Here is a 13,503-nt window from a genome sequence, read left to right as displayed (position 1 = left end):
GGTGGGGTTGAATGGGGGCCCCCCCATTTTCACCGGGGCCCCCCCGGCCCCGGGGGGGGGGCGGGGGCCCGGCCCGGGGGGGCGCCCCCCGGGGGGCGGGGGGCGCGCCGCCGTGTGTCCGTCCTGCGTCGGTGAGGCGTCGTCACAGGTGAGGAGGGGTGCGGAGAGAGAAGCGGCGAGACCGGGATCGACCGTCGGTGGTCTCGACCACATCCGTCAGCCGCGCGTCTCCAGCATCCGTTCCATGTTCTCCACCTCGGAAGTCTGGGCGTCGACCATGCCCTGGGCGAGGTTCACGACCAGATCCTCGTTGCCCAGGTCCACCTCGGCCTCGGCCATCTCGATCCCGCCCAGGTGGTGGGCGATCATCAGGTCGAGGAACATCACCTCGGCCTCCTCGCCCTCCGACTCCTGGAGGGCGACGAGTTGTTCGCTGGTGGCCAGACCCGGCATGGTGTCGGGCACCTCGCCCTCACCGCCGCCGTGGTCGTGGCCCTCCATCCAGGTCATCGGAGGCTCCGACGCCCGGGAGTTGAGTCCCCACGCGGCCAGCCATCCCTGCATCATCCCGATCTGGGCCTGCTGGGTCCGGGCCATGTCCATCGCCACGGTGTGCAGCTCGGGATCGTCGGTCTTGTCGAGGATGATCATCGACATGTCCACCGCCTGAGCGTGGTGGGCGCTCATGTCCCGCAGGAAGCCGGCGTCGGGGCCGGTGTCCAGCGGGTGTGAGGGACGTCCCACCAGAAAACCGCCGGCCAGCGCCAGAACCACGAGGACCACGGCCGTCCAGAGCGGAACGGAACGTGGCCCGGCGGGCGACTCCCGCTTCGGGGAGAAACCCTCGGGCAGGTCCGATTCGTCATCGTGTACGGCGTTGTCGTCGTCGCGGGTATCCCCGGACGCCGATCCGGTTACTCGGTCCATTCGATTCACCCCGGTCAAATCGCCCCACTCTGGTGACAAAGTAGAGGATAGGTAAAGTCCTGTTCGACCACATGTATCCCAGGAGACTCAGTGGCCAAGAAATCGAAGGCGGAGGAGCGTCGCGCCCGAGCGGCCGCGCTGCGTGAGGCGCAGCGGAAGAAGGACCGCCGTAACAAAGCCCTCAAGATCGCCGGTGCCAGCGTAGCGGGGGCCGCTGTACTGGGCCTCCTGGGTACCGCGATCTTCATGGAGTTGAAGAGCCGCAACATCGAAGGCGTCGCCGAGTACGAGGTCGGTGACTTCAGCCATGTGGACGTCGGCGAGAAGGTGGACTACGAACAGTCCCCTCCGGTGGGCGGACAGCACTGGCCCTACTGGCAGAACTGCGGCGTCTACACCGACCCGATCACGCCCGAGTTCGGCGTCCACTCCCTGGAACACGGTGCCGTATGGATCAATTACGACCCGGAGCTGCCCGAGGAGAAGGTGACGGCTCTGGAAGGCTTCTACAACCCGGGCGACTACCTTCTGGTGACCCCCTACGAGGGTGACATGGACGCCCCGATCGTCGCCTCCAGTTGGGGCAGACAGATCTCCGTCGACGCCCCCGACGACGAGAACCTCCTCCGCTTCGTGCAGCTCTACGAGCGCGGTACCGACGTCCCCGAACCGGGCGCGGCCTGCTCCGGATCGGTCCAGGAGACCCAGGCCGACTTCGAGGCCCAGCTCGCCGAACAGGCCGAGAACCCCGAGGCCCTCGAAGGCGCGGAGAACGACGACCAGGGTTCCGACCCCGACAACGAGGACACCGACGGCGAGGCCGCCAAGGAGGACGAGGCGACCGAGGACGACGGGTCCGCGGAGGACGAGTAGCGATACCGGCCCCGAACCCGCCGGACGGAACGGGGGCGGGGAACGATCCGCCGTTCCCCGCCCCCGTGCGCGTGTCCGGGGTCAGACCCCGCTGTCGGCGCGCTCGTCCAGATGCTCGGCGATCAGCTCGCTCACCTCGGACAGCGCGGCCGCGGGCGCGCCGTAGGAGCTCGGGACGCTCAGCTCCACGTAGGCCTCCCGCTGGACGGCGGTGAACACCGTGGGGGCGTCCTCCGGCTGCGGCAGCCAGGCCACGTCGCCCACCTCCATGAGGACCGAGTCCATCTCCAGACCGGAGGGGCGGGGAACGCCGCAACGCAGACCGATGGGCGGGTCCCCCCAGGCCGCCATGACCTCGGACTCGGGCTGGAGGGTGGCGCGGTCGGCGCCGAGAAGGGTGTCGGGAAGGTCGGCGACCAGGGCGGCGCAGGGCTCGGCCGTGTTCGGTTCGGCTTCGAAGGGCTGCATCTGCACGGTCTGGCCACAGCCCGCCGTCAGCAGGGCGACGACACATGCCACCCCGAAGTACCGTTTCAGCACAAGCAACCTCGCTCCGTCGACGCGATCGACACTCAGATGTTGATGATGGGACAGGTCAGAGTACGCGCGATACCGTCGAGCCGCTGGATTCGGGCCACCACGAGAGCGCCCAGGGCGTCGATGTCCTCGGCCTCGGCCTGAACGATCACATCGTAGGGACCCGTGACGTCACTCGCCTTCTCGACCCCTTCGATCCCGCGGATACGCTCGGTGACCTCTCCGGACCGCTCGACCTCGGTCTGGACCAGAATGTACGCCTGCACCATGTTCTACTCCTTCGCGCTGTGCCGTGTGTGAGCCGAGAGCGGACGCCGTCCGGGTCGGGCACAGCAGAGGACGACGGAGGACGAACGCGGGGTCCGGACTCGGTACCCGATCGCGGGGTCCGGACCACCGTGCCGGAGCGTCACCGTACCCTGATCTGCGTGATGACCACCATTGAGGGCCTTGGTGAGTTCGCTCTGATCACACGCGTGACGAGCCAATTCCCCAGGACGGCCGATGTAATCCTCGGACCGGGTGACGATGCCGCCGTCGTGGCCTCTCCCGACGGGCGCACCGTCGCCAGTACGGACCTGCTGGTCGAGGGGCGCCACTTCAAACGGGAATGGTCGACCGCGCGTGACGTCGGACACCGTGCCGTGGCGCAGAACTACGCCGACATCATGGCGATGGGCGCGCGCCCGACCGGGATGCTCATCGGTTTCGCCGCCCCGCCCGACCTTCCCGTGGTGTGGGCCGAGGAGTTCACCGCCGGCGCCCGGGACGAGTGCGCGCTCGCCGGCGGGGCCGTCGTCGGCGGGGACATGGTGGGGTCGGACGTGCTGACCATCGCCGTCACCGCGCTGGGCGACCTGGAGGGGCGTTCCCCGGTGCGGAGGGACGGCGCGGGACCGGGCGAGATCGTCGCCTACACCGGGCATCTGGGGCTCTCCGCCGCCGGACTGGCCCTGCTCGATCAAGGGCTGGAGGGGCCCGGTGAGTGTCTGGACGAGCACCGTAGGCCCTCGCCCCCCTACACCGCCGGCCCGGAGGCGGCCCGACTCGGAGCCACGGCCATGCTCGACGTCAGCGACGGGCTCCTCCAGGACCTGGGGCACATCGCCGCTTCGAGCGGGGTGGCCATCGACCTGGAATCGGAGGCGTTCTCCCCCGAGCCGGCGCTCCTCGAAGCCGTCCGTGTACTCGGTGCCCCCGAAGGGAAGGCTCTGGACGCCGCCCGCCGTCTCATGCTCTCGGGAGGAGAGGACCACGCGCTGGCCGCGGTCTTCCCCTCCGAGGTCGAACTCCCCGATCACTGGCGCAGGGTGGGGGCCACACGTTCTCTCCCGGAAGGGGCGCGAAGCGGTGACGTACGTGTCACCGTGGACGGAACCGTGATGGACGGTGGAGGGTGGGATCATTTCCGTCGAGGGTGATCCCTTTTGGATTTGTCCCGTTTACCGATCGCGCTAGGCTTTGCCATCGCGGCCGGCGTCGCCCCAAGGGCGGCCGATCGGCCCATCGAGCGGCACCGGGCCGATCCACCGGGACCATTCCGATCACGGTCGAGGTAGGAAGACGGAGCAGCGTCGAGAGGCGGTCTATGAGGCGGCATGGCTAAGCGGTACGGCCCCCGCCGCGGAGCCCACCGCAGCGAACCGGAGAACGCCGGTGCCCTGCGGCGGATCGGCGGCTTCCTCGAGAGCACGGTCCCCAAACGGGTCGAACCTCCCCGACTCCTCAACGTCCTCATCGTCTCCGGCGTGATCCTGGGCCTGCTCCTCTTCGGCTACAGCACCACTCAGATCTACCTTCAGTTCGGCGGGGCCCCCGGCGCGACCGAGGAGACCGGGCCCCGCGACGGGAGCGACCACGACGAGGTCTCACCCGGGCCCGAGGAGAGCGACCCCGCCGGGCGACAGGACCGGGAGGGGCCCCGGACCCAGGCCGGGACCGAACCGACCACGGTCGTCTACCAGGTACTGGAGTCCTCGGAACTCGGTTTCACCGGACACGTCATCGTCACCAACACCTCCAGGAGCTCCCTCGACGGCTGGGAACTGGCCCTGGCCTTCGACAGTGTCCAGATCACCCACGTCGACGGCGCGGACTGGGAACCGATGGAGGACGGGATCCTGGCCCGCCGCTCCGGACCCGACGCCGGATTGGCCCCGGGAGACTCGGTCTCGCTCACCTTCGAGGCCATCGGTTCCGCCCAGAGCCCGACCCGCTGTTCGCTCAACGGCCACGTGTGCCGACTCTGAACCGCTCCGAGAGGCCCGGAGGCGCCGGCCACCGGACGCGCACACGGAAAAGGCCCCCCGACCGAAGTCGGAGGGCCTTTCCCACAATCTCGAAAAGGGGCGGGAGACCTAGCGGGTCACCTTGCCGGCCTTGATGCACGAGGTGCACGCGTTCACACGCTTGGGCGTGCCGCCCACGCGGGTGCGAACGGTCTGGATGTTGGGGTTCCAGCGGCGGCGGGTGCGACGGTGCGAGTGGGAAACACTGTTACCGAACCCTGGTCCCTTGCCGCAGACGTCGCAGACGGAAGCCACGGTAACTCCATTCAAGCGCTCGGGATCGCGCACGTCGCCGCACGCGAAGGTTCATCCGACCGGGAGAGGTCGGGCGGACAGGTCGGCGAGAACGCCAACCTCGGAAGAGTACACGACGGACATGTCCGAAGGTGGAATCGGACCACTGGACGGTATCCGTTCGCGCAACGGTGGGGCATGGTGCGGCCGAAGCCTTGCGCACCTCACCGAAGCATCGAGATCAGCCACACGGGCATGGCGAAAACGCGATGAACTCTGCCGAGTATACCGTTCCTGAGCAGTGGACGTGTGGCTCGCCGGAGAGCACCCCGATCGATCCGGGGCCGACGGCGCTCCGATCCGCCTTCGTGCGGCGGGACCGGCGCGTCTCACCGGAGGTCTAACGTGGCGTTGGATCGACGTACCAGTCCAGGACGGGGACGACAGTGAGCACCTGGGACGAGCCGCTGCGCAAGGGACCGCTCGGCGGCAGGACGGCCAAGGCCCTGGCCGACAAACTCGACCTGCGCACCCTCGGGGACCTGCTGCGCTACTACCCGCGCCGCTACGACCGCCGTGGCGACCTCACCGACCTCGCGCTGCTACGCGAGGGCGAGGACGTCACCGTGCAGGCCAAGGTCCTCGACGCCCGCAGGAAGACCGTTCCGGCCCGGCAGGGACGCCGCCGCATGGACATGATGGAGGCCACCGTCACCGACGGCACCGGCCGCCTGCACCTGACCTTCTTCAACCGCGGCTCCTACCACCAGAACGCCCTGGTTCCGGGACGACTGGCGATGTTCTCCGGTCGGGTCTCGACCTTCAAGGGACGCCGACAGCTCGACCATCCCGAGTACGTCCTGCTCGACGAGGACGGCTCGGAAGGGGAGGCCGCCCGCGCCTACGCCGACGAGGTCATCCCGGTCTACCCCGCGGTGAAGGGGCTGGACTCGGCCACCATCGCCCGCTCCATCGGGGTCGCCCTCGACTACGCGGTGGACATACCCGACCCGCTCCCGCCCCGGCTGCGCGAGGACCGGGGACTTCTGGGCGTGCACGAGGCCCTGACCCGTATCCATCGGCCCCGGGACATGGATCAACTGCGCCCGGCCCGGCGCAGGTTGAAGTGGGACGAGGCGTTCGTCCTCCAACTGGCCCTGGCCCGACGCCGCCGTGAATCCGAGGACCTGCCCGCCCGACCCCGACCGGGAGCGGAGGGCGGCATCCTCGACGCCTTCGACGCACGGCTGCCCTTCACCCTCACCGACGGTCAGCGCGAGGTCGGCGATCGATTGGCCGAACGGCTGGACGCCACCCACCCCATGCACTGCCTCCTCCAAGGGGACGTGGGCGCGGGCAAGACCCTCGTGGCCCTGCGCGCCATGCTGCGGGTGGTCGACTCCGGTGGCCAGGCCGTCATGCTCGCCCCCACCGAGGTCCTCGCCCAGCAGCACCACCGCTCGATCGGCGCCATGCTCGGGGACCTGGCCAGGGCCGGGCAGATCGACGGAGCGGAGAACGCCACACGCGTGGCCCTGCTGACCGGTTCGATGAACGCCGCCTCCCGCAGGGAGGCCCTGCTGGACGCCGCGTCGGGGGCCGCGGGGATCGTGGTGGGCACCCACGCCCTCCTCCAGGAGCACGTCTCCTTCGCCGATCTGGGCCTGGTCGTGGTCGACGAACAGCACCGCTTCGGGGTGGAACAGCGCGACGCCCTGCGGGAGAAGGCCACCGATGGTCGACCCCACGTCCTGGTCATGACCGCCACACCCATCCCGCGCACGGTCGCGATGACCGTCTACGGAGACCTGGACGTGGTGGCGCTGACCCAGCTGCCCCAGGGACGGTCCCCGGTGTCCACGCACGTGGTCCCCGCCGGTGAGAAACCCCACTACCTGGCCCGGGCCTGGGAACGGATCCGCGAGGAGGTCGGTCGAGGACACCAGGCGTTCGTGGTCTGCCCCCGGATCGGCGACGGACCCGACGGCTCCGGCGGGGGAGAGACCGGAGACGAGGTGGACGCCCCGAAGGAGGAGGAAGTCCAGGGGGCCCGGCCGCCGTTGGCCGTCCTCGACGTCCTGGCCCGGCTGAAGGAGGGGCCGTTGGCCGATGTGCGCCTGGAGGCCCTGCACGGCCGGATGGCGCCCGACGACAAGGACGCGGTCATGCGCCGCCTCAACGCGGGGGAGACCGACGTCGTCGTCTCCACCACCGTCATCGAGGTGGGCGTGGACGTCCCCAACGCCACCGTCATGGCGATCATGGACGCCGACCGCTTCGGGATCTCCCAGCTCCACCAGCTCCGCGGACGGGTGGGCCGTGGTCGGCTTCCGGGGCTGTGCCTGCTGGTCACCGACTCCGAGGAGGGCACCCCGGCCCGGGAACGCCTGGCCGCGGTGGCCTCCACCACGGACGGATTCGAGCTCTCCCGCGCCGACCTGGAGATGCGGCGCGAGGGCGACGTGCTCGGCGACGCCCAGTCCGGGAACCGCTCCAGCCTGCGGATGCTCACCCTGGCCTATGACGAGGAACTCATCGGCCAGGCCCGGGAGGAGGCCACCCGCCACGTGGCGGAGGACCCCGACCTGAAGGCGTATCCGCCCTTGGCGGAGGCGCTGGCGGCCCTGCTCCCCGAGGAGCGGGCCGAGTACCTCGACAAGACCTGATCGGTCTCCCCGCGTCGTCGATCCACCGGGCGGCGCGGGGAGGGGCGGCCGAAGACCCCACTACCGTGGTGGCCATGACCCGCATCATCGCAGGGGCGGCGGGTGGCCGACGGATCACCGCCCCCGACGGCCGCACCACCAGGCCCACCAGTGACCGCGCCCGGGAGGCGTTGTTCTCCTCGGTCCAATCCGACCTGGGCTCCCTCGACGGGGTCCGGGTGATGGACCTGTACGCGGGATCGGGGGCGATCGGTCTGGAGGCCCTCTCCCGCGGCGCCGCGCACGCCCTGCTGGTGGAGGCCGATCGCAAAGCCGCCCAGGTGGTCCGCGACAACATCGCCGCCCTGCGCATGCCCGGAGCGCGCCTGGTCGCCGACCGGGTGGAGCGGGTCCTGGCCCGGGACAACACCGGTGACCCCTACGACCTGGTCGTCGCCGACCCGCCCTACGCGGTCACCGACGAGGAGGTCGGCTCGATCCTGTCGGACCTGGTCGCCCACGGCTGGACCACGACGGACACGGTGGTCGTGGTCGAGCGTTCCAAACGCGGTCCGGAACCCGCCTGGCCGAAGGGGATCGAGCTCGATCGCAGCCGGAAGTACGGCGAGGCGATCCTCTGGTACGCGAGGGCAACCGGGTAGAAAGCGGGCACACGTCACGTTTTCCGGCTTATCGCACGGGAAGGTTCACACGATCCATGGAAGGTCGTGGGGATGACGTTCTTCGAACCCACCCTGGGTGATTGCGGGCATGATGTGAGTGTTGTCCGAATCGGGGGTCGGGTGAGGAACCCCGACGACCGTGAGAGTCGTGAGCAGTTCTGGAGAGGGGCGATCCATCGTGCGCCGAGCCGTCTGTCCGGGTTCCTTCGACCCGGTGACCTACGGTCACATCGACATCATCGGTCGAGCCGCCAAGCAGTACGACGAGGTCGTCACCGCCGTGCTCAACAACGTCAACAAGCGGGGCCTGTTCACCGTCCCCGAGAAACTCGACATGCTCCGTGAGAGCACCTCCGAGTTCGACAACGTGAGCGTCAGCGAGTTCGACGGACTCCTCGTCGACTTCTGCCGCGAGAACGGCATCGAGACCATCGTGCGCAGCCTGAGGTCCGTGAGCGACTTCGACTACGAGCTCCAGATCGCCCAGATGAACTACCGCCTCTCCGGGGTCGAGACCATGTTCATGACCGCGAACCCGCAGTACTCGTTCCTCTCCTCCAGCCTCGTCCGAGAGCTGGCCCTGCACCGGGGCGACGTCTCCAGCCTGGTCACCCCCTACGTCCAGGAGCGCCTTCGCGAGAAGTACGCCTGAACCGCTCGAACACGGTCCGAAGCGGAGCGGAGGACCGGAACGAGCACGGTTCGGGGGCCGGGAGTGTTCTACAGGACGAGTCGAGCCGCCCGTGGACCAAGGCGAGCACAGCACGATTTGGGTGGTCGGGACATGGTAGGTAGAATCGTGGTTCGATCATGGGCGTCGCCGGTCTTCGGCGTGCGCTCAGGCCGGTCAGCACCACCGTGACCGACCGACGCCTCGGCGTCGGCGAGCTCGTGCCCGGCCCCCGGAACCTCTCCTGAAAGCGCGATCACCCTGTCTCGTCTAGATGCCCGCGACCCGTACGTGGTCGACACCCGCCAGCTGGGTCGCCAGCCGGGGTCGATGCGGACCGTCAGTCGTATCGTGACCCTCCCCGAGGCGTTCACGACGGCGATGGCGAGCGTGCCCGAAGGCCAGGAGATCGAGCTCGACCTGCGACTGGAGGCCGTCATGGAGGGGGTCCTGGTCACCGGGACCGTCACCGGACGCCTCACGGCCGAGTGCTCTCGCTGTCTCGAACCCCTGTCCGAGGAGCTGGAGGCGGGCTTCCAGGAGCTGTACCGCTACGCCGACGACGAGGACGGTACCGCCTCGGCCGGTGAGGAGGACGCGGACGACGAGGATGAGGACTACTATCTAGAGGGCGATCTGCTCGACCTCGAACCGGTGGTCCGAGACGCCGTCGTGCTCGCGCTCCCGCTCTCGCCCCTGTGCGAACCGGACTGTCCCGGCCTGTGTTCCGAGTGTGGTGTCAAACTCGCCGAGGCCGGCCCCGACCACGGGCACGGCGACGGCGTCGACCCGCGCTGGGAGGCGCTCCGCTCCATCGCGGACGACCCCGGCCGGAAATGAGCTCGTGAACCGGTCGCCCGCGGTGCCTCAGGGCCCGACCGACCGGAGCACACCCTCCCCGCCACAGCGCGCGGGGTGACCAGATAAGCGACCTCCCGCGACCGCGCGGGGGTGACCCAGGAGGATTGAAGTGGCCGTCCCGAAGCGGAAGATGTCGCGGAGCAACACCCGGACCCGCCGTTCCCAGTGGAAGGCGTCGCGCCCGGTGCTGGTCAACTGCCCGCGCTGCCGTGACCCGAAGCAGCCCCACATCGCGTGCCCGACCTGCGGCACCTACAACAACCGCCAGGTCACGAACCCGGCTTAAGGTCGTCGGGTTGTCCGGCTCCGGGCCCTGTCGCCCGATCCCGGTCTTCGACGAACGCACGACGGGGCGGAACCCATGAGGGTGCCGCCCCGCCGTGCTGTTCAGGGTGTGACCGCGCCGAACGTCCTTTCGTCGCCCGGGCTTTGTAGAGTGATCTGTCAGAGTCGGGGAAGACACCCTTCCGTAACACCTCGACACCGGTGATTCCGGTCCCGTCGGGACTCCCGAGTTCGTGGTGGCCGCCGGGGGAGCGCACGCTCCCGCGACGATCACCTCGTTTTCGAGCGTCCTGTCGGTCCGGGGAAGCCGCTCCGTTCCGCGCGCCCGGCGCGCCCGACAGGAAGCGAACTCGCGTGGCAAGCCAACTCTCCGTCTCCGAGGCCCGGTCGTTCCACGAGGCGATCGGGGTCGAGGTGGACCCCAAGATCCTGCTCCGTGCCCTGACCCACCGCTCCTACGCCTACGAGAAGGGCGGGCTGCCGACCAACGAGCGTCTGGAGTTCCTGGGGGACTCGGTGCTCGGCCTGGTGGTCACCGACACGCTCTTCCGCAAGCACCCCGACCTGCCCGAGGGGCAGTTGGCCAAGCTGCGCGCCGCCGTGGTGAACATGCGCGCGCTCGCCGACGTCGCGCGCGGTCTGGGCATCGGCGCCTACATCCGTCTGGGGCGGGGCGAGGAGGGCACCGGGGGACGCGACAAGTCCTCGATCCTCGCCGACACCCTGGAGGCCATCATCGGCGCGGTCTACCTGGACCGCGGCCTGGACGTGGCCTCGGAGTTCGTGCACCGCCTCTTCGACCCGCTGATCGCCACCGCCTCCGGGCTGGGCGCGGGGCTGGACTGGAAGACCTCCCTCCAGGAGCTCACCGCCGCCGAGATGCTCGGTGTGCCCGAATACCACGTGGACGAGAGCGGCCCCGACCACCAGAAGACCTTCCGTGCCACCGTCCGGGTCGCGGGGGAGAGCTATGGCCTGGGGGAGGGGCGCAGTAAGAAGGAGGCCGAGCAGCAGGCCGCCGAGTCCGCCTGGAAGGCCATCCGCGCCCGCTCCGAGCAGAGCGCCGCGCAGGGCGGAGACCGGCCCCAGAAGGGCCAGGGCTCCGGCAAGACGCAGAGCGGCCGTTCCAAGGGCCGCTCCGGCGGCGGGCAGGGCTGAGCGATGCCGGAACTGCCCGAGGTCGAGGTCGTACGGCGTGGTCTCGTCGACCACGCGGTGGGCCGTCGGATCGGTGACGTCGAGGTGCTGCACCCGCGTTCGATCCGCCGACACGTGGCCGGTCCCGCGGATTTCGCCGGACGTCTGGAGGGGCGTACCCCCACGGCCGTGCGTCGCCGCGGCAAGTACATGTGGTTGGTGCTGGACAGCGGCGAGATGCTCCTGACCCATCTGGGCATGAGCGGCCAGATGCTGGTGCAGCCGCAGGGCAAACCGGACGAGAAGCACCTGCGGGTGCGGCTTCCGTTGGCCGACGGCAACGAGTTGCGCTTCGTCGACCAGCGCACCTTCGGTCACCTGTTGGTGGACGAACCGGGCGAACGGGTCGAGGTGCCCGCCTCGGTGGACCACATCGCCCTGGACCCGCTGGATCCGGAGTTCGTCCCGGAGGTGTTCGTCCGGGCCCTGCGGGCCAAGCGGACCGAGGTCAAGCGCGCCCTGTTGGATCAGTCGCTGATCAGTGGTGTGGGCAACATCTACGCGGACGAGGCGCTATGGCGTTCGCGTCTGCACTGGGCCCGGTCCACGCGGGGGCTGGACACCGCGGCGGCGTTGGAACTGCTGGGACACGTGACCGACGTGATGTCCGAGGCTCTGGAGGTGGGCGGCACCACCTTCGACGGTCTCTACGTCAACGTCAACGGGGAGAGCGGCTACTTCGAGCGCGGGCTGAACGCGTACGGGCGCCGTGACCGGCCGTGCGGCCGTTGTGGGACCCCCATCGTGCGCGAGGCGTTCATGAACCGCTCGTCGTTCAGCTGCCCGACCTGCCAGAAGGCGCCCCGAGGGGTCCGCCCTTCATGACCGCGTCCACGAAGGTCCTGGCCTGGTCGAATGGCCGCTGGACGAACCCGCCCGTCGCGGCCGTGGAACGCGGCTCGGAGCTGCTCGTGACGGCCGCCGAGGGCAGCGACGCCTGGCGCACCACCTCCTACGGGTTCGTCCACGCGAGTGAGCACGCGCTCCTCTCTCCGTTCGCCCGGGACAGCGCCGTCGAGGTCGAGTTCACCGCCGCCTTCTCCGAGCAGTTCGATCAGGCCGGTGTGTTCATCAAGGCCGGCGACACCCACTGGATCAAGGCCGGGGTCGAGTTCGCGGACGGTGTGCCCCAACTCGGGGCGGTCGTCACCGATGGCGTGTCGGACTGGTCGGTCGCTCCGGTGCCGGACTGGCTCGACCGCCGAGTCCTGATCCGGGTCAGCCGCTCCGGGGACGCGCTCACCGTCCGCGCCTCCGTCGACGGAGGCGCGCCGCGGCTCGTCCGGCTGATCCCCTTCGCGCCCGACCTGGTCGCGTACGCCGGTCCGCTGATCTGCGCGCCGACCCGTGCGGGGCTCACCGTCCCCTTCCATGCCTGGCGGACCACCCCGGCGGACGCGGCTCTGCACTGAGACGGCGCGAAGAACGCCGGCGGCGTATGACCGTCCGGCCTTCGATGGGGGAGCCCGCCCCGACCCGTCACGGCCGGGAGGCGTGGGAGACTCGGTCATCCGATCTGTCGGAAGGCGCTCGGGCCATGTCCATGAGGTCCGTGGGAGCGTGCCGAGAGAATCGGGCGTGTCGGTGAGGAAAGTGTCCCCACGAAGTAAGGGAGTGCCCGGGTCATGGGGGAAGAGGACCGTCCGGTCCGCATGAACGCGTGGGTGCGCGGACGCGTTCAGGGAGTGGGTTTTCGCTGGTGGACGCGGTCTCGCGCGCTCGAACTGGGTCTGACGGGGGCCGCCACGAACCTGGACGACGGTCGGGTCGAGGTCGTCGCGGAGGGGCCGAAGAGCGCCTGCGAACGGCTTCTGGACCGGCTCAAGGGTGACGGAACACCCGGTCGTGTGGATTCCGTGGTCGAACGTTGGGGCGAGGCGGGGGGTTCCTTCGACGGTTTCGTCGAACGGTGAGTATGCTGGAAGGGTAACGCGGTTCGAGTAAGCGCCGTGGAGCGGCGCGACCGGGAGGTCGCGATGGCCCACGGACCACCCGAGGGCCGACCACCCGACCCCGTTCTCCGATCGGCACGCGAGTACGCGGCCGGCGAGGGGGAGCGGTTCCGTCGGAGGGGCCCGTAGAACCGGGGTGGATCACATTCGGACCGTGCCCGGCCACATGCCCTGATCATCTCTGTACGGGGTGTGGAAGTTACGGACCGTTGTAATCCAATCTTGACCAGCGGCGCGCAGGGTGAGACTCTGGAAGGCATACCGCGCACCTTCCACCCGTGAGATCGGCGATCGACCGAGTAGGCCACGGGAACGTCCTACGTGCGCATCACCACTGGTCACTCAGTGTGG

The 13,503-nt window shown here is 69.5% G+C and carries 16 protein-coding genes; 12 read left to right on the top strand and 4 right to left on the bottom strand.

Annotated elements, in window-relative coordinates; translation table 11 throughout:
* Positions 1-216 precede the first annotated feature (216 nt).
* The gene (locus U9J66_RS21490; RefSeq protein ID WP_161111313.1) at positions 217-927 is read right to left on the bottom strand and encodes a DUF305 domain-containing protein; all 711 of its coding nucleotides are present in this window, start codon (positions 925-927) and stop codon (positions 217-219) included.
* Positions 928-1,017: 90 nt separating this feature from the next.
* Between U9J66_RS21490 and U9J66_RS21485 the strand changes: the two genes are divergently transcribed.
* Positions 1,018-1,800: a DUF3105 domain-containing protein gene (locus tag U9J66_RS21485; RefSeq protein WP_017535489.1), complete on the top strand. Its 783-nt coding sequence runs from the start codon at positions 1,018-1,020 to the stop codon at positions 1,798-1,800.
* An 81-nt stretch (positions 1,801-1,881) separates the two neighbouring features.
* Here the strand turns inward: U9J66_RS21485 and U9J66_RS21480 are convergent, their stop codons facing one another.
* On the bottom strand, positions 1,882-2,340 hold the full coding sequence (locus U9J66_RS21480) for a DUF3515 domain-containing protein (protein ID WP_014909726.1): 459 nt from the start codon (positions 2,338-2,340) through the stop codon (positions 1,882-1,884).
* 32 nt (positions 2,341-2,372) lie between these two features.
* Positions 2,373-2,606 (bottom strand): Lrp/AsnC family transcriptional regulator, encoded by a 234-nt coding sequence (locus U9J66_RS21475; RefSeq protein WP_014911356.1) that lies wholly within the window; start codon positions 2,604-2,606, stop codon positions 2,373-2,375.
* A gap of 159 nt (positions 2,607-2,765) precedes the next feature.
* On the opposite strand from U9J66_RS21475, the gene U9J66_RS21470 reads away from it, so the two are divergent.
* On the top strand, positions 2,766-3,758 hold the full coding sequence (locus tag U9J66_RS21470) for a thiamine-phosphate kinase (RefSeq protein WP_085994778.1): 993 nt from the start codon (positions 2,766-2,768) through the stop codon (positions 3,756-3,758).
* 177 nt (positions 3,759-3,935) lie between these two features.
* Entirely contained in the window at positions 3,936-4,586 is a 651-nt protein-coding gene (locus U9J66_RS21465; protein ID WP_014909995.1) for a cellulose binding domain-containing protein, read from the top strand.
* 108 nt (positions 4,587-4,694) lie between these two features.
* Here the strand turns inward: U9J66_RS21465 and rpmB are convergent, their stop codons facing one another.
* Entirely contained in the window at positions 4,695-4,880 is a 186-nt protein-coding gene (gene rpmB / locus U9J66_RS21460) for a 50S ribosomal protein L28 (RefSeq protein WP_013151263.1), read from the bottom strand.
* A 425-nt stretch (positions 4,881-5,305) separates the two neighbouring features.
* Here rpmB and recG point away from each other — a divergent pair, with 425 nt between their 5' ends.
* The 9 genes from recG to U9J66_RS21415 all read left to right on the top strand — a co-directional run bounded on the left by recG (position 5,306) and on the right by U9J66_RS21415 (position 13,113).
* The gene (gene recG, locus U9J66_RS21455; protein WP_326338498.1) at positions 5,306-7,525 is read left to right on the top strand and encodes an ATP-dependent DNA helicase RecG; all 2,220 of its coding nucleotides are present in this window, start codon (positions 5,306-5,308) and stop codon (positions 7,523-7,525) included.
* 74 nt (positions 7,526-7,599) lie between these two features.
* Positions 7,600-8,166 (top strand): 16S rRNA (guanine(966)-N(2))-methyltransferase RsmD, encoded by a 567-nt coding sequence (gene rsmD, locus U9J66_RS21450; protein ID WP_161111316.1) that lies wholly within the window; start codon positions 7,600-7,602, stop codon positions 8,164-8,166.
* A 199-nt stretch (positions 8,167-8,365) separates the two neighbouring features.
* A complete protein-coding gene (coaD, locus tag U9J66_RS21445) occupies positions 8,366-8,839 on the top strand; it encodes a pantetheine-phosphate adenylyltransferase (protein WP_014911546.1) in 474 nt (157 codons plus the stop codon).
* Between the two features lie 309 nt (positions 8,840-9,148).
* Positions 9,149-9,697, top strand: a complete 549-nt coding sequence (locus U9J66_RS21440) for a YceD family protein (protein WP_161111317.1) — start codon at positions 9,149-9,151, stop codon at positions 9,695-9,697.
* 130 nt (positions 9,698-9,827) lie between these two features.
* Positions 9,828-10,004 carry a 50S ribosomal protein L32 gene (gene rpmF / locus U9J66_RS21435; protein WP_013151268.1) on the top strand — a complete coding sequence of 59 codons (177 nt, stop codon included), beginning with the start codon at positions 9,828-9,830 and terminating at the stop codon, positions 10,002-10,004.
* Positions 10,005-10,357: 353 nt separating this feature from the next.
* Positions 10,358-11,161 (top strand): ribonuclease III, encoded by an 804-nt coding sequence (rnc, locus tag U9J66_RS21430; protein ID WP_014913219.1) that lies wholly within the window; start codon positions 10,358-10,360, stop codon positions 11,159-11,161.
* A 3-nt stretch (positions 11,162-11,164) separates the two neighbouring features.
* Entirely contained in the window at positions 11,165-12,025 is an 861-nt protein-coding gene (mutM, locus tag U9J66_RS21425; protein ID WP_326338496.1) for a bifunctional DNA-formamidopyrimidine glycosylase/DNA-(apurinic or apyrimidinic site) lyase, read from the top strand.
* Positions 12,022-12,612, top strand: coding sequence for a DUF1349 domain-containing protein (locus tag U9J66_RS21420; protein WP_326338494.1), 591 nt, complete (start codon positions 12,022-12,024; stop codon positions 12,610-12,612). The genes mutM and U9J66_RS21420 overlap by 4 nt, the downstream gene beginning before the upstream one ends.
* A gap of 213 nt (positions 12,613-12,825) precedes the next feature.
* A complete protein-coding gene (locus U9J66_RS21415; RefSeq protein ID WP_014913201.1) occupies positions 12,826-13,113 on the top strand; it encodes an acylphosphatase in 288 nt (95 codons plus the stop codon).
* Positions 13,114-13,503: the final 390 nt, after the last annotated feature.

The sequence above is a fragment of the Nocardiopsis sp. LDBS1602 genome (assembly GCF_035818715.1).
In the GTDB taxonomy this organism is placed as follows: Bacteria; Actinomycetota; Actinomycetes; order Streptosporangiales; family Streptosporangiaceae; genus Nocardiopsis; species Nocardiopsis alba.
The sequence above is the reverse complement of the archived record's forward strand: the minus strand, read 5'-3'. Positions and strand labels throughout refer to the sequence as shown.

What these genes read in the sequence shown, in the direction of transcription:
- mutM (WP_326338496.1), top strand. Translation starts at nt 11,165, where the DNA reads ATGCCGGAACTGCCCGAGGTCGAGGTCGTACGGCGTGGTCTCGTCGAC.
- U9J66_RS21475 (WP_014911356.1), bottom strand. Translation starts at nt 2,606, where the DNA reads ATGGTGCAGGCGTACATTCTGGTCCAGACCGAGGTCGAGCGGTCCGGA.
- U9J66_RS21420 (WP_326338494.1), top strand. Translation starts at nt 12,022, where the DNA reads ATGACCGCGTCCACGAAGGTCCTGGCCTGGTCGAATGGCCGCTGGACG.
- U9J66_RS21465 (WP_014909995.1), top strand. Translation starts at nt 3,936, where the DNA reads ATGGCTAAGCGGTACGGCCCCCGCCGCGGAGCCCACCGCAGCGAACCG.
- rsmD (WP_161111316.1), top strand. Translation starts at nt 7,600, where the DNA reads ATGACCCGCATCATCGCAGGGGCGGCGGGTGGCCGACGGATCACCGCC.
- U9J66_RS21415 (WP_014913201.1), top strand. Translation starts at nt 12,826, where the DNA reads ATGGGGGAAGAGGACCGTCCGGTCCGCATGAACGCGTGGGTGCGCGGA.
- U9J66_RS21490 (WP_161111313.1), bottom strand. Translation starts at nt 927, where the DNA reads ATGGACCGAGTAACCGGATCGGCGTCCGGGGATACCCGCGACGACGAC.